The sequence below is a fragment of the Lachnospira rogosae (ex Hitch et al. 2025) genome, assembly GCF_040096455.1.
In the GTDB taxonomy this organism is placed as follows: Bacteria; Bacillota; Clostridia; order Lachnospirales; family Lachnospiraceae; genus Lachnospira; species Lachnospira rogosae.
The window spans coordinates 173,307-197,117 of record NZ_JBBMER010000004.1; the positions used below are offsets into that span (position 1 = coordinate 173,307).

General features: G+C 38.3%; 12 protein-coding genes. All 12 read left to right on the forward strand.

What is annotated here, in order from left to right:
- The gene (locus tag WMO14_RS06980; RefSeq protein WP_349153553.1) at positions 1 to 3,762 is read left to right on the forward strand and encodes a UvrD-helicase domain-containing protein; all 3,762 of its coding nucleotides are present in this window, start codon (positions 1 to 3) and stop codon (positions 3,760 to 3,762) included.
- Between the two features lie 132 nt (positions 3,763 to 3,894).
- Positions 3,895 to 5,490 carry a peptide chain release factor 3 gene (locus tag WMO14_RS06985; protein ID WP_022502322.1) on the forward strand — a complete coding sequence of 532 codons (1,596 nt, stop codon included), beginning with the start codon at positions 3,895 to 3,897 and terminating at the stop codon, positions 5,488 to 5,490.
- A 32-nt stretch (positions 5,491 to 5,522) separates the two neighbouring features.
- Positions 5,523 to 7,553: a dockerin type I domain-containing protein gene (locus WMO14_RS06990; protein WP_022502321.1), complete on the forward strand. Its 2,031-nt coding sequence runs from the start codon at positions 5,523 to 5,525 to the stop codon at positions 7,551 to 7,553.
- A 24-nt stretch (positions 7,554 to 7,577) separates the two neighbouring features.
- Positions 7,578 to 9,269, forward strand: a complete 1,692-nt coding sequence (locus tag WMO14_RS06995; protein ID WP_349153554.1) for a cadherin-like beta sandwich domain-containing protein — start codon at positions 7,578 to 7,580, stop codon at positions 9,267 to 9,269.
- A gap of 534 nt (positions 9,270 to 9,803) precedes the next feature.
- On the forward strand, positions 9,804 to 11,507 hold the full coding sequence (locus WMO14_RS07000) for a methyl-accepting chemotaxis protein (protein ID WP_349153555.1): 1,704 nt from the start codon (positions 9,804 to 9,806) through the stop codon (positions 11,505 to 11,507).
- A 178-nt stretch (positions 11,508 to 11,685) separates the two neighbouring features.
- Complete coding sequence (locus WMO14_RS07005) at positions 11,686 to 12,462, forward strand: DUF8091 domain-containing protein (RefSeq protein WP_318255836.1); 777 nt, start codon at positions 11,686 to 11,688, stop codon at positions 12,460 to 12,462.
- A 351-nt stretch (positions 12,463 to 12,813) separates the two neighbouring features.
- Positions 12,814 to 15,279 (forward strand): ATP-dependent DNA helicase, encoded by a 2,466-nt coding sequence (locus tag WMO14_RS07010; protein WP_349153556.1) that lies wholly within the window; start codon positions 12,814 to 12,816, stop codon positions 15,277 to 15,279.
- 147 nt (positions 15,280 to 15,426) lie between these two features.
- The gene (locus tag WMO14_RS07015; RefSeq protein WP_349153557.1) at positions 15,427 to 16,356 is read left to right on the forward strand and encodes a hypothetical protein; all 930 of its coding nucleotides are present in this window, start codon (positions 15,427 to 15,429) and stop codon (positions 16,354 to 16,356) included.
- Positions 16,357 to 16,436: 80 nt separating this feature from the next.
- The gene (locus tag WMO14_RS07020) at positions 16,437 to 17,852 is read left to right on the forward strand and encodes a flagellar assembly protein A (RefSeq protein WP_349153558.1); all 1,416 of its coding nucleotides are present in this window, start codon (positions 16,437 to 16,439) and stop codon (positions 17,850 to 17,852) included.
- A gap of 27 nt (positions 17,853 to 17,879) precedes the next feature.
- On the forward strand, positions 17,880 to 18,830 hold the full coding sequence (locus WMO14_RS07025; protein WP_055306738.1) for a M14 family metallopeptidase: 951 nt from the start codon (positions 17,880 to 17,882) through the stop codon (positions 18,828 to 18,830).
- Positions 18,830 to 19,765 (forward strand): M14 family metallopeptidase, encoded by a 936-nt coding sequence (locus WMO14_RS07030; RefSeq protein ID WP_055176237.1) that lies wholly within the window; start codon positions 18,830 to 18,832, stop codon positions 19,763 to 19,765. The genes WMO14_RS07025 and WMO14_RS07030 overlap by 1 nt, the downstream gene beginning before the upstream one ends.
- A gap of 135 nt (positions 19,766 to 19,900) precedes the next feature.
- Entirely contained in the window at positions 19,901 to 23,653 is a 3,753-nt protein-coding gene (locus WMO14_RS07035; RefSeq protein ID WP_116443893.1) for a phosphoribosylformylglycinamidine synthase, read from the forward strand.
- The last annotated feature ends 158 nt before the right edge of the window (positions 23,654 to 23,811 follow it).

Here is a 23,811-nt window from a genome sequence, read left to right on the forward strand (position 1 = left end):
ATGGCAAAGAAATGGACTGATGAACAGCTTAAGGCAATAGATACTAAGAACAGGAATATACTTGTGTCAGCCGCCGCAGGTTCAGGAAAGACAGCGGTTCTTGTTGAACGAATTATCAATATGATTACAGGTGAGAACAGCACAGATATAGACAGACTTGTTGTTGTTACATTTACCAAGGCCGCCGCGGCAGAGATGAAAGCAAGAATAAGAAACAGGCTTGATGATATGCTTGACAATAATGAGGCAGATACCAATCTTTTAAAGCAGATTGCACTTATTAACAATGCACATATAACAACAATAGATAGTTTCTGTCTGTGGATAATAAAAAATCATTTTTCAGAGATTGAATTAGACCCCGGTTTCAGGGCGGCAGATAATGGAGAGATTACACTTCTTGAGAATGATGTAATGCAGGAGCTTCTTGAGGACTATTATACAGAGGCAGATGAGGATTTTATTAATCTTGTAGAGGCTTATGGAACAGGACGTAATGACCAGAATATAGAAGAACTTATTAAGAAAATATATAATCTTGCACGAAGCAATCCATGGCCTTCTGAATGGTATAAGGAAACGCTTGATATGTATGAAGCACCAGATAATTCTAACAACAGGGCGATAGCTGACCTGTATGAAAGCATTATCAATTCGCTGAGTGATTACTGCCGCAAATATGAATATATGATTGAACTTTGCCAGCACGTAGACGGTCCGGTGTCATATCTTGATGCAATCAATTCAGATTATATGAATATCAAAAGAATACTTGAAGCACCAGACTTTGATGACCTTTCGGTAAGAATAAGAAAGACGGTATTTGACAGATTAAGCAATAAGAAAATGCCTGATGCGAGGGAAGATTTAAAAGAATATGTCAAGAATGAAAGAAATAATTTCAAGAAATATATTAATTCTCTTATCAGTGGTGTGTTCACAGCAGATATTGATACATTAATGGAAGATGTGAAAGCTAATGCACCAATGATTGCTATGATGGTAAAGCTTGCTAATGATTTTGCACAAAGAATGGCAGAACAGAAAAAAGACCGTGGAATAATAGATTTTAATGATATGGAACATCTTGCACTTGATATTCTTGTAAAGAATAATGCTGGTATTATTGAGTATACCAGGACAGCAGATGAACTTGCAGAGAGCTTTGATGAGATATTAATAGACGAGTATCAGGATTCCAACCAGTTACAGGAAGAAATACTTACTGCTGTATCAAGGCAGAGAATGTCCGATTATTTCAATAATGTATATATGGTTGGAGATGTTAAGCAGAGTATATATAAGTTCAGACTTGCGTGTCCTGAGTTATTTATGAGCAAGTATGATAATTATTCATCGCAGAATGATAACTGCAAAGATACAGCACAGTATAATGACTGCGAAGATACATCATTTGGCGGTGGTGAGCAGAATATAAGTTCTTGTAAGATAGAATTACAGAAGAATTTCCGAAGCAGAAGTAATGTTCTTGATAGTACCAATGATGTATTCTTCCGTGTTATGAATAAGAATTTCTGCGGCATACAGTATGATGATAGGCAGCAGCTTAACTGTGGGTTAGATTATCCAGCGTGTGAGGATAAAAGAAACTTCGGGCAGGACAGTGAGAAAAGCACAGATATTGTGCTTGTTGATATGTCGGGTGATGAGGACGGCGATGGAATAAGGGCAGAGGCAAGATATGCCGCATTAAGAATAAGAGAACTTATGTCAGAAGATAATGCTTATTACGTGTATGATGCTGACCTTGAAGATTACAGGAGAATAAAATATGGTGATATTGTTATTCTCACAAGAACGCTTACAGGCTGGGCAGATGTGCTTGTTAATGAACTGCTTGACTGCGGAGTGCCGGCTATGGCAGATACTGCACAGCAGTATTTTAAATTAAGGGAGATAAAGGTTCTTATAAGCCTGCTTACCTGCATAGACAATCCATTGCAGGATATACCTATGGCTTCTGTGCTTCTGTCATACTTTGGAGGTTTTACGGAAGATGAATTATGCAAGATAAGAATATCAGGAAAGAAATATTCACAGAAGTTTCTTATCAGGCAGATGAAGAGCATAGCAGAGAATGAGGACGAGGATTGCGATTATAAGAAATGCAGTGCATTTATTGATAAGCTTAATGCCTTAAGAGATAAATCCAGAATAATGACTATCTATGATTTGCTGTGGGAGATTGTATACAACACAGGTTATTATGATTACGCAGGAACTATGCCGGCAGGAGCTAAAAGACAATCTAATATAGATGTGCTTCTTGACAGGGCATCTTCATTTGAGGGAACAAGCTACAGCGGACTTTTTAATTTCTTAAGATATATAGAAAGATTGCAGAAATACGACATAGATATAACCGACTCACAGGGTATGGGAGATAACGGCGACTCTGTAAGGGTAATGAGCATACATAAGAGCAAAGGTCTTGAGTTTCCGGTTGTAATTGTAGCCGGACTTAACAAGCAGATTAATAAAATGGATGCAAGAAGCAGGATTGTTATTGATAAAGAGCTGGGCATAGGTGCTGATTATGTTAATCTTGACCGCAAGACCAAGACATCTACTATTATAAAAGGGGCGATTGCAAGAAAGATTGTAAGAGATGGAATATCCGAGGAAGAAAGAGTTCTGTATGTTGCAATGACACGAGCAAGGGAAAAGCTTATTATGATGGGAAATGTCACTGACACAGACAAGGCAATGACAGGCTGGAATTCAATTGCTGATGAGATTAGAATGTCTGGAATATATTCTTATGCTGACTGCGAGAAGATAGACAAGTTCGCAGATATGGTAATTCCAGTTGTACTTACTGGAAAGGAATACAATAAAGGAGAATTCAACATAAAGCTTATTGGTGTGGAAGAAATTAATTCTTTATTGAACAAATCGGACATTGACCAGACCGGAATCCAAGCGGCAGATGAAAGTCAGGTAGGCGAAAAAACAGCCTATGGAACTTCGCCTTTAAAGGAGCTTCCGCCATATATTAAAGACCCTGATGCAGACAGAAAAGTAAAAGTAACTGTCAGTGAGTTAAAGAAAATGCAGAATGAAGCAGATTACGAGCAAAATGCTTTTGCGGCAGACAGTATCAAAAAGGCTGTGGGCATTATGGAGGCAGAAAGAATTAAAGAAGCGGCTGGCGGTGTTAAAGAAGCAGACGGCGGGACAGAACCTGAAGCTGCAGACGAATATATTCCAACAGTTCCTAAGTTTATAAGCAGTGAAGAAAAAGAGCTTGTAAGTAATGAACGTGGAACGGCATACCACAGGGTTATGGAATGTCTGAATTATTCAAAAGCTGGAAGCACTGAGGATATAAAGAATGAAATTGACAGAATGGTAAGAGAAGAAAAGCTGTCATTAAAACAAGCTGAATGCATAAAGCTTAAGGATATAGATACATTTGCAGGTTCATCAATAGGTGAAAGAATTAAGCGTGCATATGCTTACGGCGGAGTGAAAAGGGAACAGCCATTTGTATTTGAATATGACAGACAGCTTGTACAGGGGGTCATTGACCTGTATTTTATTGAGGACGGACAGCTTGTTATAGTTGATTATAAGACTGACCGGGTGTTAAGAGGCAGGGCAGGAGAGGACGAGCTTAGAAGAAGATATTCTATCCAGCTTGATTACTATGCTATGGCACTGTCACAGATAACAGGCTTAAAGGTTAAAGAAAAAGTAATATATTCCTTTGCACTGGGAAGAAGCTTAACTGTAGAGTAATTATCTGGAATAGGTAATAGAATAAACTGAGTAGTTTATAAAATAGTCCGGCACTAAGTAGTTGAATTAAATTGATGGATACTATATACTAGATTAGTTAAAGTGTAAAATGATTTAAGAAATGGAGAAATTATGTCAGATATTACAAGTGAAATTAAGAAAAGAAGGACATTTGCAATCATATCCCACCCGGATGCTGGTAAGACAACACTTACTGAGAAGTTCTTGTTATATGGTGGTGCTATTAATCTTGCTGGTTCTGTAAAGGGTAAGAAGACAGCGAAACACGCAGTATCAGACTGGATGGAGATTGAGAAGGAAAGAGGTATCTCTGTAACATCTTCAGTACTTCAGTTTAATTATGATGGATATTGCATTAATATTCTTGATACACCTGGACACGAAGATTTCTCAGAGGATACTTATAGAACTCTTATGGCTGCTGACTCAGCCGTAATGGTTATAGATGCTTCAAAGGGTGTTGAGAAACAGACTATTAAGCTTTTTAAAGTATGTGTTATGAGACATATTCCGATCTTTACATTTATTAATAAAATGGATAGAGAAGCCAACGACCCATTTGAGCTTCTTGATGAGATAGAAAATGTACTTGGAATTGCTACTTGTCCTATCAACTGGCCTATAGGCTGTGGTAAGGCATTTAAGGGTGTATATGACAGAAAGCAGAAAGAGGTATCACTCTTTAAGGCGGCAATGAATGGACAGAAGGAAGTAGATACTAAGAATATATCAATAGATGATGATGAGCTTAAGGCAGAGATTGGTGATGATTACTGGGCTAAGCTTGAAGAAGATGTAGAACTCTTAGATGGTGCAAGTGCAGAATTTGATCTTGCCAAGGTTCAGGCAGGAGATTTAACACCTGTATTCTTTGGTTCAGCACTTACTAACTTTGGTGTAGAGACATTTTTACAGCATTTCCTTGATATGACTACATCACCACTTCCACGTAATTCGTCAGTAGGTCTTATAGACCCATTTAAGGAAGATTTCTCTGCTTTTGTATTTAAGATACAGGCTAATATGAATAAGGCACATAGAGATAGAATTGCATTTATGCGTATATGTTCAGGAAAGTTCACTGCCGGTATGGAAGCTAACCACGTTCAGGGTGGCAAGAAGATAAGGCTTTCACAGCCACAGCAGATGATGGCACAGGAAAGACACATTGTAGAAGAAGCTTATGCAGGAGATATAATAGGTGTATTCGATCCGGGTATATTCTCAATAGGTGATACTATATGTACTTCTAATAAGAAGTTCCAGTTTGATGGAATTCCTACATTCGCACCGGAACATTTTGCAAGAGTAAGGCAGATTGATACAATGAAGCGTAAGCAGTTCATTAAGGGAATAAGCCAGATTGCACAGGAAGGTGCTATTCAGATATTTCAGGAATATAACACTGGAATGGAAGAAATTATTGTCGGCGTTGTCGGTGTACTTCAGTTTGAAGTTCTTGAATACAGACTTAAGAATGAGTACAATGTAGATATAAAGTTAGAGCCGCTTCCATATGAACATATCAGATGGATTGAAAATCCAGAAGAAGTTGATGTGAACAGAATTGTCGGTACTTCTGATATGAAGAAGATTAAAGACCTTAAGGGCAATCCGTTATTGGTATTTGCTAACAGCTGGTCAGTTAATATGGTGCTTGAACGTAATGAGGGACTTAAGTTATCTGAGTTTGGAAAGAACAACTAAATTGCAGATTTAATAAGGAACAAGGTGATTAGATGAACGTAAGCTACAGAGAGATTATAAAAAAAGCAGTAGCCATAGTACTTATGGCAGTCATTCTTGTATGTATGGTGACAGGATTTTCGTATACATTTACCGCTAAAGCAGATGATACAATTATTGCTACAGGTTATGTTAATTATGATGTAACAAGCCTTAGAATAAGGACAGCACCTGTTAATGGAAGTGTAATTACTAAAGTAGATGGTGGATTTAAGTTCGATATATACGAAGAAGTGAATACGAGTGCGACATATAAGTGGTACAGCATAGGTTTTTATCTCAATGGTGAATACACAAGAGGATATATAACATCAGAGTATACTACCAGGGAAGCAAAGTCAGATTATACACCAGATAATAATTTTGAAGATTATCTTGAGGCACAGAATTTCCCGGCTTCCTACAGGGAAAGCTTAAGGCAGCTTCACAGTGCATATCCATTATGGGTATTTGTAGCAGACCATAATGGAAGGGACTGGGATACTATGGTTAATGCCCAGAATGTATTAGGACGAAGCCTTATATACAGTTCGGCAGATGCTTCGTGGAAGTCTACGGCTGATGGCTGTTATGACTGGAATACAGGTGAGTATACAGAGCTTGACAGTGGTGGCTGGGTTCAGGCATCTGAGGGACTTGTGAAATATGCACTTGACCCAAGAAACTTTCTTGATGATACATACATATTTATGTTTGAAAGTCTTTCTTATGACTCATCAGTACATAATATAGACGGTGTGCGCAATATTATAAGCGGAACATTTATGGAGAATTCAAGCCACAATCTTGACGGCTATGACTATGCTTCACTGCTTATGTATGCAGGTGAAGTATCCAAGGTAAGCCCATATCACCTTGCAACAAGAATTATTCAGGAACAGGGTGCAGACGGACGAGGCAACCAGATATCTGGAAATGTAAGCGGATACGAGGGCTATTATAATTATTACAGCCAGAACGCTTATGCAAGCGGCGGTCTGTCAGCAGTCCAGAATGGTTTGAAATATGCCAGACAGACCGACAGCTCTAATATGAGGCCTTGGAATTCGCGTTACAGGGCTGTTGTAGGTGGTGCTGTCAATCTTGGAAAATGGTACATTAACAAGGGTCAGGATACTATATATTATGAGAAGTTTGATGTTAAGAACTTCTCACACCAGTATATGACTAATGTGCTTGCACCAAGGTCAGAAGCGACAAGGGCTAAGAAGGCATATAGTTCATACACGCTTAATAATACAACATTTAAGTTTAACATTCCGGTATATGATAATATGCCATCGTCAAGATGTATAATACCAGATGGCAACCAGAGTGCGAATAACAGGCTTAGTTCATTATCAGTAGATGGTTATACATTAACTCCTACATTTTCATCTGATAATACTGATTACAGTCTCATTGTAGAAAATGATATTACAAGTGTTAATGTATCGGCAGGACTTATAGATGGCAATGCAACAGTAAGCGGACGTGGAAGCCACAGCTTAAGCGTTGGCAATAATGTAATCAATATTACTGTAACGGCTGAAAATGGTGACATAAAGACATATGTAATAAATATAACAAGAAAGTCTGCACAATCTGGTGGTAATACAGATGGTTTTAAGACAGATTATAATGTCGATTCATCAAAGAAGATAATGACTAAGATAGGTGTCGGAAGTCAGGCATCAAGTGTTCTTGATAATGTATCATACAGCAATGGCTGTTATGGAAAAATATTAAAGAATGACGGAAGCGAGAGAGGCGACACAGTAGTTACTGGTGATAAGTTAGTTGTATACAAGGCAGACGGAAGTGTATATGATGAATATTCTATAGTTATATATGGAGATGTTAATGGTGACGGAGTTATAGATTTATATGATTTCGTGGCTATTAAGAGAGCAGTTCTTGGAATTGGACAGCCACAGGGCAGTTATAAAGAGGCTGCGGATATTAACAGGGACGGAGTTATAGATTTGTATGATTTCGTTGCTATTAAAAGACACATATTAAATATAGGATATATCCAGCAGTAGTGACTGCAAGAAGAGAGGACATATATGAATAAGGTTAAAAAGATAATTTCAGCACTGCTTATTATATGTATGTGTGCTGTAATGGCTTTTGTGAATAAGACAGATATATTAGCGGCAGGAACAGCAAGAGTATCAATTGGTTCAGCAAGTGGTACGATAGGCGATACAGTATCCATAGATGTGTCAATCAGTGCATCGAGCGGAATAGGCGGAGCTACAATATATGTATCCTATGACCCATCAATATTAGCATTAAGCGGAAGCTCAAGTAATTCGGGAACTGCGATGGTCAGCTTTATGGACGAAAGTACAGCAAGCAGCCAGTCAAAGACAATAACATTTAGGATTATCGGAGCTGGTACTTCAAGCCTTAATGTTATAGGTGATTCCAAGGTTATTGATATAGATATGCAGGCGTGCAGTATATCCAAATCGTCAGGTTCAGTTACAGCTTCTGCACCAGCTTCATATTCATCAGATAATACATTAAGTTCATTACAGATAAGTCCTGGTGTGTTATCTCCAGCATTTTCACCAGATGTAACTACTTATACAACATCTGTTGGTGCTGACTGTGCAAGCCTTACAGTAAGTGCAGTTCCTAATGATTCAAAGGCAACTGTAAGCGTATCTGGCAAGAGAATGGATCCAGGATTTAACACAACAACAATTACTGTAACAGCAGAAAATGGCAGTAAAAGAACTTATACAATAAAGACAACCAAGGAAACTAATTCAGCTTCTAATGAAAATAATCAGGCAACAGGTTCGGACTCATCTAATGGATCAACAGACAATAATAATATTCCTGATGTGCAGGATCCTAACAGTGAAGCAATACAAGAGCCGAATATTACAGTAGATAATGCTGAATATAAGATTGTATCTGCTAATGATGAACACCCACTTCCAGATGGCTATACTCCAACAGAGTATGATTATAATGGAACAAAGGTATCAGCAGGTGTTGGAATTGATACAGGAGTAACAATTGTCTATCTTGAAAGTACAGATGGCAAAGGTGAGAGCGGTTATTATGTATACGATTCGGTGAGAAAGACATTTTCACAATTCGTAGAAGTAAGCCAGCCACAATTTACATACTGCATACTTGCCATAGATGAAGCATCTATGGAACTTCCAGAAGGCTATGATGTTGGAAGAACAGTAATCAATGGCAAAGAAGTCGATGCCCTTCTTGATAGAACAGGCAACTACGCATTATTCTACGGCGTAAGCTCTACAGGAGAAACAGGCTGGTTCAGATACAATGTCAATGATGGCACAATACAAGGTTACGCCGGTTACAATATGGCAGATGAACAGGTAATTAACACCAACATAAAGACAGCTGACAGTGATAAGGCATTTAATACAGTAAGCGATTATATATTCGTTATATTAGCAGTCCTTGCTGTTGTAATAATAGCATTAATAGTTGTAGTTATAGCCTTAAGCATTAAGCTTTCAAAGAGCAAAAAAGCCTTCGTAGGAGCAATGGACGGCTACGAAGACGAAGATATAGACGAGGAAGACTTAGACGATATGGAACTTGAAGATGATGAAGAAGATATCTTATATGATGACTTAGAAGAAGATATAGATGAAGAAGTATCTGATGATGCCGTCCCATATCAGTCATCAACCACAAAAGATCTCCCCGAAGAATACAATGAGTCTGAAGAACTGGAACTAGAAGAAATAGACGATAAATAATAAATATCTATCGTCCACCATAAACAGACAGCAAATAGTTAAATCATAATCAGATAATAAATAGGTGACAATAACCACAACAGTCTGACAATAGAGCCTCAATCCCCAGTCCCCGCTTTACTGGCTTGTCCAGTAACAGGGGACATCCCCTTTTCGTAAATCTATTGTCCGGCTGTTTTTTTACGCAAAAATCCCCCATCTCTATTTCATTCCTAATCCACTGAAATATATTTTAAAGCTATTCAAATATAATATATTGACAAATATATTTTACTATGCTATAAAATCTACTTAATAAATAAAACAAAATATACCAATGGTTGAAAGACAGCCAGCGATGCTAAAGCTGATAGAAGCATAAGAAGACGCTGGGGAGCCGCCGGTCCTTAGCTGGCAGTTCCAACTGGCAGCTTAGTACCGCTGCGAGCGACACGCAGTGCAAACGTGTCTTTGTTGCTTCTATTCGCTTTAACAACGCGTCCGGGGTCCGTCTATCTTCCACCCCCATCAATTTAAAGAAGGAGATGTACAAGAATGATATCTAAATTACACCAACTAAATTTACACGACAAAATAAAATACATTTACGCTACTGTAATTAAATTTATGATTTTATCAGGAATCGTAAGCATAATTGGTTTATCTCTTCTGGATATAAGATTTAATTCTTATGTAAAAGGGGCTCAGAAAGCAAATAATGCTGCTAAAGAAAGTATTATAGATATTAGTTCTGCTGCCCGCAATATAAGAGAGATGGCATTAAATGACGACAGTTCAACTTATGAGAATTATAAGAATAATGTTAAGACAGTTCTTACAGACTCCCAGACACAGCTTGATATTATAAAGAATACCAATATAATAGATGATGATTTGTATAACCAGTATGTTAAAGCACTTAATGAATGGGGCAATATCGGTTACGATATAATTAACCAGATTGAAAAGGGCGACCTTGCAAGTGCCAAGAATAAAATCCACACAGTATGTACACCTGCACTTAACAATCTTATGAGTATTGCGGATAAAATGGAGGATGAAACCAACAAAGAGGCGGATCAGGCAATATTGTTAAGTAATGTTGTGGCAGTCATAGGCGGTGTGGCTATTGTGTTATTTATTGTAATAGCGAGCCTTATATCAAAGAAAATAGGTGCTAAGATTACAGAGATGATAATAGAACCATTAAGGGATATAGACAATGTAGCTAAAGACCTTGCTAATGGTAACCTGCACAGTGAGCTTACATACCATTCAGATGATGAATTAGGAACATTAGCCCACAGTCTGCGTAAGTCAATAAGAACATTAAGTTCATATGTTGATGATATTAAAAGGTCAATGCAGGAATTCTCACATGGTAACTTTGATGTTAAGCCAGAAGTTGAGTGGAAGGGTGATTTTGAGGAAATATTACATGTATTTATGAGCTTTGAAGCAAGTATGGCAGATCTTGTAAAGCATCTTCAAAGAGTAGCTGACCAGGTGGCAGAAGGTTCAGAACAGATAGCATCAAGTTCAACAGAGCTTGCAGAAGGAGCGACTAATCAGGCGGCTTCAGTTGAGGAGCTTACAGCTTCCCTTGCAAGTGTGTCAGAAAGAGTTGCACAGAATTCACAGAATGCAAGAGAAATAAGTGGCAAAGTAAATGAACTAGGAACACAGCTTGATGAAAGTAACGGCAAAATGGGTGAGATGGTCACATCAATGGGTGAAATAGAAAAAGCTTCCAAAGAAATCAGCAAGATAATAGAAACTATCAACCAGATAGCTTCACAGACTAATCTTCTGGCACTCAATGCTTCTATAGAGGCAGCAAGAGCTGGCGATGCAGGAAAAGGTTTTGCGGTAGTTGCAGATCAGGTATCAGCACTTGCGGCACAGAGTGCAGAAGCTGCCAAGGAGTCAGCTTCATTAATAGATACATCTGTTGCGGCAGTTGAGAAAGGTATGGTTATTGCCAATGACACAGCTTCCCAGCTTGGTGTGGTTGTGGATAATTCAAGGCATATAGTTGATGAAGTTAATAACATTGCAGATGTTCTTAATACTCAGACAGAGACAATTAAGCAGGTTGATGACGGCATTGAAGATATCAATGATGTAGTACAGACTAATTCTGCCACATCACAGGAGTGTGCCGCTGCAAGTCAGGATATGAGTACACAGGCAGACACATTAAGGGGACTTATTGCAACACTTAAAATAGCACATTTTAAAAAAAATAATAATAAATAATAAATAAAAGGCAGTAAAAGCATAAGTAACAGAGTAAAATATATTCTCTATACATAGTAGATATGTAATGAGAATATATATTAAAAGCTTTTACTGCTTTTTGTTGTAAGAATATATGTTCTGATTTATAATGAATTAAAAAAAGTATAACATTACTAGACAGGTTATGGACAGAACATTGAACAATATATTATATGAAACATCGGAATATGAAGATTACGAGGCATTTGTTAATGCTAAAGATAAGATAATTGGCAAGGCACATAATAACAAAGGGATAGGGACATTGTCAGAAAAGACACTTCACGCTGTCCTTAAGCTGTATTATGAGCCTGATGAGGACAAGCACGAGGTCGCTATGAGCGGTTATTATGCTGATATATATAATGACAAAGGAATAATAGAGATACAGACACGCCAGCTTAATAAACTGAGGGATAAGCTTTCGGTATTTCTACAAGATTACCACGTTACTGTGGTGTATCCGCTTCCATTTAACAAGTGGTTAAGCTGGGTTAATCCTGATAATGGAGAGGTTCAGGGCAGGAGAAAGTCGCCAAGACATTTTACGGAATATGATGCATTTTACGAGTTATATAAGATAAAAAGCTATCTGAAAAATCCTAATCTTTCAATCAATCTTGTGCTTATGGATATGGAAGAATATAAGCTTCTTAACGGCTGGAGTTATGATAAGAAAAGAGGTTCAACAAGATATGACAGAGTACCGGTTGGGATAAGAAGAATAGTAAAGTTTGACAGGATAGAGGATTATATGCAGTTAGTTCCAGCGGATTTGAAGGAAGATTTTACGGTGAAAGACTTTGCCATGGCGGCTGGGGTCAGTGTTGAAGCGTCAAGATATACGCTTAATATTCTTAATTATCTTGAGATAGTAAAGCGTACTGGCAGAGTAAAGAATGGGTATGTCTATAACGTCACAGAAGAATTTTAATATAATGAGCGCAAAAGAAAAGGAAGCGGCTGCGAAGCAGACATTTACTTTTCTTGCGCCATTAACGAACGAACAGTCGTGCGAAGCAGGACGAAAGAGTGCGATAAGCACGGGTTCGTGAGTATAGGGTAGATAAAAAGAAAATTATGATATAATGAGCGCAAAAGAAAAGGAAGCGGCTGCGAAGCAGACATTTACTTTTCTTGCGCCATTAACGAACGAACAGCCATGCGAAGCAGGGCGGGATAGCGCGTAGCGCGGGTTCGTGAGTGTACGGGTTAAGAAAGAGTAAATTATGATATAATGAGCGCAAAAAATATGCAGAAATATGATATATAAGGAGGCACAGATATGTATGTAATTAAAGATAATACATTTAATATATCAGTAAGAAATCTGGTTGAATTTATGTGCCTTGGTGGGGATATTGATAACAGGGATACAGGTGTTGCTGATGTTAAGGTTATGCAGGAGGGTGCGAGGCTTCACAGGAAAATCCAGCACTCTATGGGTTCTAATTACAGGGCAGAGGTGCTTCTTAGGAATAAAGAAGAGCTGACATCAGAGGGTGGAATTGAATACGAGCTTAGAATAGAGGGCAGGGCAGACGGAATAATAGCTGACATTGAGGAAGATGAGGATGGCAATAAGCTGCCGATAGGTGAGGTTACAATTGATGAGATTAAGACTATGCAGTCAGATGTAGGAAAGCTTAAAGAGCCGGTGTATGTGCATAAGGCACAGGCTATGGTGTACGCTTATATATATTTAACAAGGTATAATCTGGAGAGCATTAATGTACAGCTTACTTACTGTAATACAGAAACTGAGAAAATAGTAAGATTTAAAGAGAAATATGACAGTGAGTCAATTATAAAATGGTACAGAGAACTTGTAGCTGGCTTTAAAAAGTGGATGGATTATGTATTTGATGAAAGGGCAGAAAGGAATGCTTCAATTCAGAAACTGCATTTTCCATTTGAGTACCGTGAGGGGCAGAAGAAGCTGGTTGCGAGTGTATACCACACGGTAAAAGAACAGAAGGTGTTATATATACAGGCACCGACAGGAGTAGGAAAGACTATATCAACAGTATATCCAGCCGTGCAGTCGTGCAGTAATGGCTTAACTGACAAGATATTCTATCTTACCTCCAAGACAATAACGAGAACGGTAGCCGAGGAAACATATGCGATACTAAGAGATGCAGGACTGCATTTTCGCACAGTGACACTGACGGCGAAGGATAAAATATGTCATCTTGATGAGCACAACTGTAATCCAGAGGTGTGCGAGTATGCAAGGGGGCATTTTGACAGGGTAAATGAAGCTGTTTACGATATAATCACTAATGAAGCGGTAATTAACAGGGATACGATATTGCAGTATTCAGTGAAGCATAAGGTGTGTCCGTATGAAATGTCGCTTGATGTTTCATACTGGTGTGATGGAATAATATGCGATTACAATTATGCTTTTGATCCAGATGCTTCATTAAAAAGATATTTTGGTGATGGCGGCAAAGGCAATTATGTATTTCTTGTAGATGAGGCACATAATCTTGTTGACAGGGCAAGGGAGATGTATAGTGCAACGCTTGTCAAGGAAGATTTTCTTGCCTGCAAAAGAGTAGTTAAGGATATGGACAAAAGGCTGGCTTCATACCTTGAAAAATGCAACAAATATCTTCTTGAATTAAAGAGAGCCTGTGATAAAGAATATATAATAATAGATGATTACTGTGGCACATTTTTAGCTAATCTGCAATCGTGTTATTCGTATATGCAGAAGTTCTTGGATAAGAATAAAGGAAAGCCGGTGTGCGATGAGATAATAGAATTCTTCTTTAAGATAAGACATTTTATTAATATGTATGACTGCATAGATGAGAAGTATGTTATATATGCTGAGCATATCGATGACGGTGACTTTGCACTTCATCTGTACTGTGTTGACCCGTCAGGACAGTTATCGCAGAGATTAAGTCAGGGAATATCGACAATAATGTTCTCGGCGACACTTCTTCCAGTGAATTATTTTAAGGAAATGCTTTCAGGAAATGCAGATGACTATGCTGTGTATGCGCATTCGCCGTTTGATACTGATAATAAGAGAGTGCTTATTGGACGTGATGTTACAAGCAGGTATACGAGGCGTAATTATAATGAGTACACCAAGATTGCAGGTTATATTCACACACTTACGCAGTCGAAGCAAGGCAAATATATGATATTCTTTCCTTCTTACAGCTATATGAGAGAGGTGTATGATATATATATACAAAAATATGCCTGCAATGTTATAGATCTGCACGATGTTGAGGATGGAAGCTACATTTATCATCTCTCTGAGGGAGAAAATGTATTGATACAGGATAATAATATGACGGAAGCCGATAAAGAGAATTTCTTGTCAGTATTTATGGATAATACAAGTGGAAATGTCACGGGCTTTTGTGTGCTTGGCGGTATATTTTCTGAGGGAATTGACCTAAGGGATAAGTCACTTATAGGGGCGTGTATTGTAGGAACAGGCATACCTATGATATGCAGACAGCGTAATATATTAAGAAATTATTTTGACAGTATGGGCAAGAATGGCTATCAGTATGCGTATGTATTTCCGGGAATGAACAAGGTGCTGCAGGCGGCTGGAAGAGTTATAAGAACTGCAGATGACAAGGGTATAATACTTCTGTTAGATGACCGTTTTATGACACAGGAATACCAGATGCAGTATCCAAGGGAATGGGATAAAGTGTATCCTGTAGATATTAATAATACAGGAAAATGTATTGAGGATTTCTGGAGATTATAAGGCATATGGGGAATTATGAGGGAATTTGTCAATTGTGGTGAGATTTGGCAAGTAATATGTTGAGAAATTGTCAGACATATGCTATTATTCTAGTATAAATACGGACTGTGACAATTAATTATATGATTATTTATATTGGAGAGAACTATGGGAGAGAATGAAATCAGGAATTTAGCGGATTCCCATGCGGGAATAGATGAATGGAAGAAAGCTGGATTTAACGAACTTCAGGTGCTTGAGATTACTAAAGGTAATGATAATGGCGTTGATATTTCTATATATGCCAGTCCCGAATATAATTCAAGGCAGATGAAGGTTATAAGAATGGCACTTGAGGAAGGAATTGATGTAAGTGCTATGGCAGATCCGGAGTATAATTATATGCAGATGGAGCAGATTAAAGAAGGTATAAAAGAGGGTATTGATTTATCGCTTATATGCAATCCGAAGTACGATTATTCTGTTATGAGAGAGATTCGTCTTGCATTAAAGTACAGATTTGATCTTACAAGATATGCAAAGCTTGGATATTCTGGTGAGGTGTTAAGACAGATAAGACTGGCTAAGAGAGATGATGTTGATTTAACATTTTTTGTTGATGAGAATTTCGATGCACACCAGCTTAACGAGATTAGAATAGGATTGTTAAAATGTGTAGATGTATCCAAGTATATGCTTCACGAATATACAGCAGACCAGATGAGACAGTTAAGGTTGGGACTTGAGGCTGGAATAGATATTACCAAGTATAATATGATAGGTTTCTCCTCAGGACAGATGGAACAGATAAGATTAGGAGAAGAAGAAGGAATAGACGTAAGTCCATATGCAGATCCATTTATCAATGCTGTCCAGATGAAAGAGATGAGAGAACAGATTGAGAATGATGGCAAGGTTCAGGAAGAACCACAGCTTAATGAACTTCAAAGTCAGGAGATATTGCTTGGACTTCAGAGTGGTGTAGATGTAAGCGTATACGCCGATGCAAGATATACTTGCAGACAGATGGAGCAGATAAGAATAATGCTTGAGAGGGGTCTTGATCCTTCGGAATTATTAGTATATAAAGACCAGTAATTAAGGACATACATATAAGGGGAATTCGATTATAAAGATGACATAAGACAATGTGCTATGGTTGATTGGAGGAGTCAGAATTGAATGATGTACTTAGAGAACAGATACAGTTAAATACCAAAGAAGTAGTTGTCAATGTTGATAATGATCATATGAAAGCAAGTATAGTCCTTAATGGCATAGGCAGTGATGAAGCTTATACATATGAGGAGATTGCAGACAAGCTTTCACAGGCAGGTGTGCGTACAGGAATTAATGAAGCGAGAATACGCGAAGTTATTCTTAATAAGCTGTACGATATTGAAATCGTGGTAGCAGAAGGCAAAAGTGCAGTTAACGGTACTGATGGTTATTACAACTTCTTCTTTGATTCAGAGTATGAAAGAGATAATAAGCCTACATTAAGAGAAGATGGTTCTGTTGATTATTTTAATGTAAAGCTTTTTGAGAAGGTTAATAAAGATGATAAGCTTGCAGAGTATATAGAACCTACCAAGGGTGAATTTGGATATGACGTATTTGGAAAGCTTTTAGTTCCAAAGCCAGGAAGACCAGGACCTAAGTTAAGAGGCAAGGGCTTTACAGTGTCAGAGGACGGCAAGTCTTATTATGCCCAGTTAAGCGGCAAAGTAGAATATCGTAACTACGACCTTAATGTAAGTAATGTATATAATGTCAGCGGTGATGTTGATGTTGGAACAGGAAGCATAGATTTTAATGGTGACGTAGAGATTAACGGAAGTGTCAGAGGCAGTGTCAAGATACACGCTATGGGTAATATATACATAGGCGGATATGTTGAAGATGCAGATATATGGTCAGGGCAGGATATTATTATCCAGGATGGTGTTAATGCAGGTGAGAACGGAAGAATTGAAGCTATAGGCAATATATCAGCAAGGTTTTTCGAGAATGCACATATTATAAGCCATAGTGATATAAAGTGTGATTATATGCTTAATACAACAGCTTTGGCATATGGTGGAATATATCTTGAGGGCAAGAGGGGTTCTGTAATAGGCGGAGATGTCACAGGCGTAAGAGGTATATGTATTAAAGCTTGTGGAAGTGAGTCTTATTCTAAGACTGTATTAAGAGTTGGTGTAACTAAGGAGATAAGCAGTGAATATGCCAAGGTGCTTATGGTGCTTAAGGATATAGATACGCAGATAGACAGATTTAATCAGGCTTTACAGAAGCTTGATATATTAAAGAAGGCAGGTTCTGATAAGTTTGATGAAACACTTAACAGAAAGCTGTTGCAGTCAAAGATTGTTAAGACAGCAGAGAAAGCCAAATATGAAGAAAAAAGCCGTAATCTTTATACACTTGTAAGGGAGTCAGACAGGGCAGTTGTAAGGATTGATAAGAATATATATCCAGGAAGCCGTGTATTTATGGGCGATAAGACATATGTTCCTAGTACCGTATTTACGCATATTGCTTTAAAGAAGACTTCACAGGGTGTATTGATAAGAAATTATGATTCTATGTAGTGAGAATATATTTACAGAGGTTAGTTTATGATAGAAGAGGTTGTTTCAATAGAGCTTCCCGTGCATGAGAGAATGGTTATTAAGAAGAACAGGCTCACACCGAAAGATTATGCTGGCGAGCCTGTTCCAAGAATATCTATTGTTACAGGAATACATGGTGATGAGCTTGATGGGCAGTATGTGTGCTACGAAGTCATAAGACGTGTTAATAATAATCTGGAAAGATTAAAAGGAATTATAGATATATATCCAGATGTAAATCCCCTTGGAATAGATACAGGTTCAAGGGGAATTCCTATGTTTGAGCTTGATATGAACAGAGTATTTCCAGGTGATAATAATGGAGCTGTGGCAGAGAGTGTTGCGGCAGGAATTGTCAACGATATAATTGGAAGTGATTTCTGTCTTGATATTCATTCAAGCAATATATTTGTAAGAGAGATGCCGCAGGTAAGACTAAATGAAGAAAATGCGGAAAGACTGCTTCCATTTGCAAAGATGTTAAATGCGGATTTTGTATGGATATTTTCATCAATAACAGTGCTTGATGCGACACTGGCATACAGCCTTAATCATCTTGGTGTACCTACGCTTGTAGCAGAGATGGGCGTTGGTAACAGAATTAACAGGGAATACAGCCAGCAGCTTATTGATGGAATATTTAACCTTATGAGTAATCTTGGAATATGGGAAATACCAGAGGCTGATAATAAAATAGCTGTCAGAGAGCCTATTATCTCAACAGAGGGGGAAGTTAATTTCCTGACAGCGAAGGAAAGCGGAATATTTGTTCCATCTATTAATTCATGTGGCAATATCCATATGGGAGATGCCATAGGCGACATAATAGAGCCAATAGAGGGAAGGATAATCCAGCATATTGAATCTCCGGTAGATGGTATTGTATTCACATTGAGGGAAAATCCAGTTGTATACAAGGGGGCACTTCTTGCGAGAGTACACGGAGGAAGAGTGTAATGAAAAAAGAAGTTTTATATAGTCTTAAGGGAATATACAGAGAGAATTTTGAGATAGAAGGCTACAGATTTGGACACGGCGAGAAATCAGCCTGTATAGTCGGTGCTATGAGGGGTAATGAGATACAGCAGTTATATATATGCTCACAGCTTATAAAGGTGTTAAAAGACCTTGAAATGAGAGGTGCAATATCGCATAACCACGAGATTTTAGTAATTCCGTCAGCTAACAGATTTTCTATGAATGTTGAGAAGAGGTTCTGGCCTGTAGATAATACAGATATTAACAGAATGTTCCCTGGTGATGAAGCGGGAGATACTACCAAGCAGATAGCTGCTGCAATATTTGAAAGCAGTAAGGGCTACAGCTATGGAATACAGTTTGCAAGCTTTTATATGCCTGGAGATTTCATACCTCATGTACGTATGATGGAAACGGGTTATCAGAGTGCGAGCCTTGCCAATCTTTTTGGACTGCAGTATGTTGTTATAAGAAAGCCAAAGCCTATGGATACGGCAACGCTTAATTATAGCTGGCAGATGAATGGAACAAATGCTTTTTCGATATATACGAACAGCACAGATATGGTTGATGAAAAGTCTGCAAGACAGGCAGTATCGTCAGTGTTAAGATTTCTTACGAGAATGGGAATATTAAAATATAACAATCACAGCGGTTACATAGCAAGTGTCATTAACGAGTATGATTTATCAGCCGTTAAGACATATGATGCAGGTTTTTACAAAAGGCTTAAAGAACCGGGGGATCCGGTTGTCCATAATGAGGTAATAGGTCAGGTTATTGATCCGTGTGAGGGATATGTCAAGAGTGAGATATTATCACCGACAGACGGCATAGTATTCTTTGCACATACAGCCCCTCTTGTTATGGGTAATGAAGTTGTATACAAGATTATAAGACGTATGCATGAATAGTGTATACAATATAGAAATATACACAACATTGTTCTTGTGTCTTGTTTCTTTAGTAATGATATGATAAAATATTTTACATTCTTGTTGAAATAGTAGTGACAGGAGTACAGCTGATTAAGAAAGGAAATAATTAAAATGAGTGGCGTTAAAAGAGTTTTTGTTGAGAAAAAGAAACCTTTTGCTGTTAATGCAAAGGAGTTACACGATGAAATCACAGGTTATCTCGGTATTAAGACAATTACAGATGTAAGGGTGCTTATCAGATATGATATTGAGAATCTTTCTGATGAGACATATAAGAAAGCACTTACAACAGTATTTGCAGAACCACCTGTTGATGATGTGTATGAGAATGAATTTAAGGCTTCAGATGATGATTTTGTATTTTCTGTAGAATATCTTCCGGGACAGTTCGACCAGAGAGCTGATTCGGCAGAGCAGTGTGTTAAGTTCCTTAATGAGAATGAAACTCCTGTAATTAAGACTGCAACTACTTATATTATATCAGGCAAGCTTACAGATGATGATAAGGCTAAGATTAAAAACCATTGTATCAATCCGGTAGATTCAAGAGTAGCTGATGAGAAGCTTCCAGATACACTTGTTACTAAGTTTGATACACCAGCAGATGTTGTTGTATTTGATGGCTTCAAGGATATGAGCGGGGACAAGCTTAAGGAATTATATGATTCACTTGGTCTTGCTATGACATTTAAGGATTTCAAGTTCATTCAGGATTACTTCAAGAATGAAGAGAACAGAGATCCATCTATGACAGAAATCAGAGTTCTTGATACATACTGGTCTGACCACTGCCGCCACACAACATTTGCTACAGAATTAAAGAATGTAGAATTTAAGGACGGATATTACAGAGCTCCTATGGAAGAAACTTACAATAAGTATCTTGCTGACAGAGCTGTTATATATAAAGACAGAAAAGATAAGTTCGTATGTCTTATGGACTTAGCACTTATGGGTATGAAAAAGTTAAAGGCAGAAGGCAAGCTTGAAGATCAGGAAGAGTCTGATGAGATTAATGCCTGCTCTATAGTTGTTCCTGTTGAGATTGACGGAAAGACAGAGGAGTGGCTTGTAAACTTCAAGAACGAAACTCATAACCACCCAACAGAGATAGAGCCATTTGGTGGTGCTGCTACCTGCCTTGGTGGAGCTATAAGAGATCCACTTTCAGGACGTACATATGTATATCAGGCTATGCGTATCACAGGTGCGGCAGACCCTACAGTTCCGGTAGCAGATACACTTCACGGCAAGCTTCCACAGAGAAAGATTGTTACAGAAGCAGCTCACGGCTATAGCTCATATGGTAACCAGATTGGTCTTGCTACAGGTTATGTTAAAGAAATATACCACCCAGATTATGTTGCTAAGCGTATGGAGATTGGTGCGGTTATAGCGGCAGCTCCAAGAAGCGCAGTTAAGAGAGAGAATTCTGATCCAGGAGATATTATTATCCTACTTGGTGGACGTACAGGACGTGATGGCTGTGGTGGTGCTACAGGTTCATCTAAGGTTCACACAGAGGAGTCTATAGAGACTTGTGGAGCAGAGGTTCAGAAAGGTAATGCACCTACAGAGCGTAAGATGCAGAGACTTTTCAGACGTCCGGAAGTAACTAAGCTTATTAAGAAATGTAATGACTTTGGTGCAGGCGGTGTATCAGTTGCAATCGGTGAACTTGCAGCAGGTCTTACAGTAGATTTAGATAAAGTCCCTAAGAAGTATGAAGGTCTTGACGGAACAGAACTTGCTATATCAGAGTCACAGGAAAGAATGGCAGTTGTTGTTGACCCAGCAGATGTTAAAGCATTTTTAGAGTATGCCACAGAGGAGAACCTTGAAGCGGTTGAAGTTGCTGTTGTAACAGAAGAACCAAGACTTGTACTTAACTGGAGAGGCAAGGATATCGTTAATATTTCAAGAGCTTTCCTTGATACTAACGGTGCACATCAGGAGACATCAGTACTTGTAGATATCCCAGATGACAAGGCTAATTACCTTGAAGCTAAGCCAGTAGATGATGTTAAGGGCAGATGGCTTAAGACACTTGCAGACCTTAACGAGTGTTCACAGAAGGGACTTGTTGAAAGATTTGATGGTTCAATCGGTGCTGGTTCAGTACTTATGCCATTTGGTGGAAAGTACCAGCTTACAGAGACACAGGCTATGGTTGCCAAGCTTCCAGTGCTTAAGGGCAAGTGCGATACAGTAACTATGATGGCTTATGGATTTGATCCATATCTTTCTAAGTGGAGTCCATATCACGGAGCTATGTATGCAGTAACAGACTCGGTTGCTAAGATTGTTGCGGCTGGTGGCGATTACAGCAAGATTAGATTTACATATCAGGAATATTTCAGAAGAATGACAGAAGATCCTTCAAGATGGAGCCAGCCATTTGCAGCACTTCTTGGTGCATATGAGGCACAGATTGGCTTAGGACTTCCATCAATCGGTGGTAAGGATTCTATGTCAGGAACATTTGAACATATAGATGTACCACCTACATTATGCTCATTTGCTATTGATGTAGCTAAAGAGCAGGATATTATCACACCTGAATTAAAGAAAGCTGGCAATATACTTGTAAGATTTGACATTGAAAGAGATAAATATGACCTTCCTGTATTCTCACAGATTAAGGAATTATATTCATCTATCCACGAAGCTATTAAGAGCAAGGCAATTGTGTCTGCATATGTTCTTGATGCTAACGGCTTAGTTCCAGCAATAAGCAAGATGGCATTTGGTAATATGCTTGGTGTTGCTGTTGAGCCATCTGTATCAAAGGAAGAATTATTCGCACCAGCATATGGCTGTATAGTAGCAGAAGTAGACAGCTCTAAGCTTTTAGAGATTAAGGCAGCTTATACTAAGGTTGGTACAGTAACAGAAGAAGCTAAGTTTACATATGAAGATGTTTCAATCAATATTGAGGAAGCATTAAGTGTATGGAAAGATACATTAGAGGGTGTATTCCCAACAAAGGTTTCTAAGGAAACTGATAGGGTTGAGTCACCTGTATATTCAAAGGGCAATGTATATGTATGCAAGAATAAGGTTGCGAAGCCAACAGTATTTATACCAGTATTCCCAGGTACTAACTGTGAATATGACAGTGCCAGGGCGTTTGAGAGAGCTGGTGCAGATACTATTGTCAAAGTATTCAAGAACCTTGATGCTGCAAGCATAAGAGAATCTGTTGATGAATTTGAAAAAGCAATTAACCAGTCACAGATTATTATGTTCCCAGGTGGATTTTCAGCAGGTGATGAACCAGATGGTTCTGCTAAGTTCTTTGCAACAGCCTTCCGTAATGCTAAGATGAAGGAAGCAGTTGAGAAGCTCCTTAATGAAAGAGATGGCCTTGCACTTGGTATATGTAATGGTTTCCAGGCTCTTATCAAGCTTGGTTTAGTGCCTAATGGCAAGATTACAGGACAGGATTCTAATTCACCTACACTTACATTTAACACAATTAACCGTCACATCTCTAAGATGGTATATACAAAGGTTGTTACTAATAAGAGTCCTTGGCTTGCAGAAGCAAAGCTTGGCGGAGTATACTGCAATCCAGCTTCACATGGTGAAGGAAGATTTGTTGCACCTAAGGAATGGCTTGATAAGCTCTTTGAAAATGGTCAGGTAGCAACACAGTACTGTGACCCGGAAGGCAATGTATCTATGGACGAAGAATGGAATGTCAATGGCTCATATATGGCTATTGAGGGTATCACAAGCCCGGACGGAAGATGCTTAGGTAAGATGGCACATTCTGAAAGACGTGGTGATTCTGTAGCTATTAACATCTATGGCGAACAGGATATTAAGATATTCGAGTCAGGTGTTAAGTACTTTAAGTAAATAGAATAACTATCTGTGCGTAAGAACAGAATATTGTAAATTATAAAATCCTGATGTATATTATACGGGTAAGCCTTGACTGACAAAGGTTTGTATAGTGTACATCAGGAGTTTTTTATGTAGAATCAGGATAATAAAAAGTAATAAAAAGCTGTTGA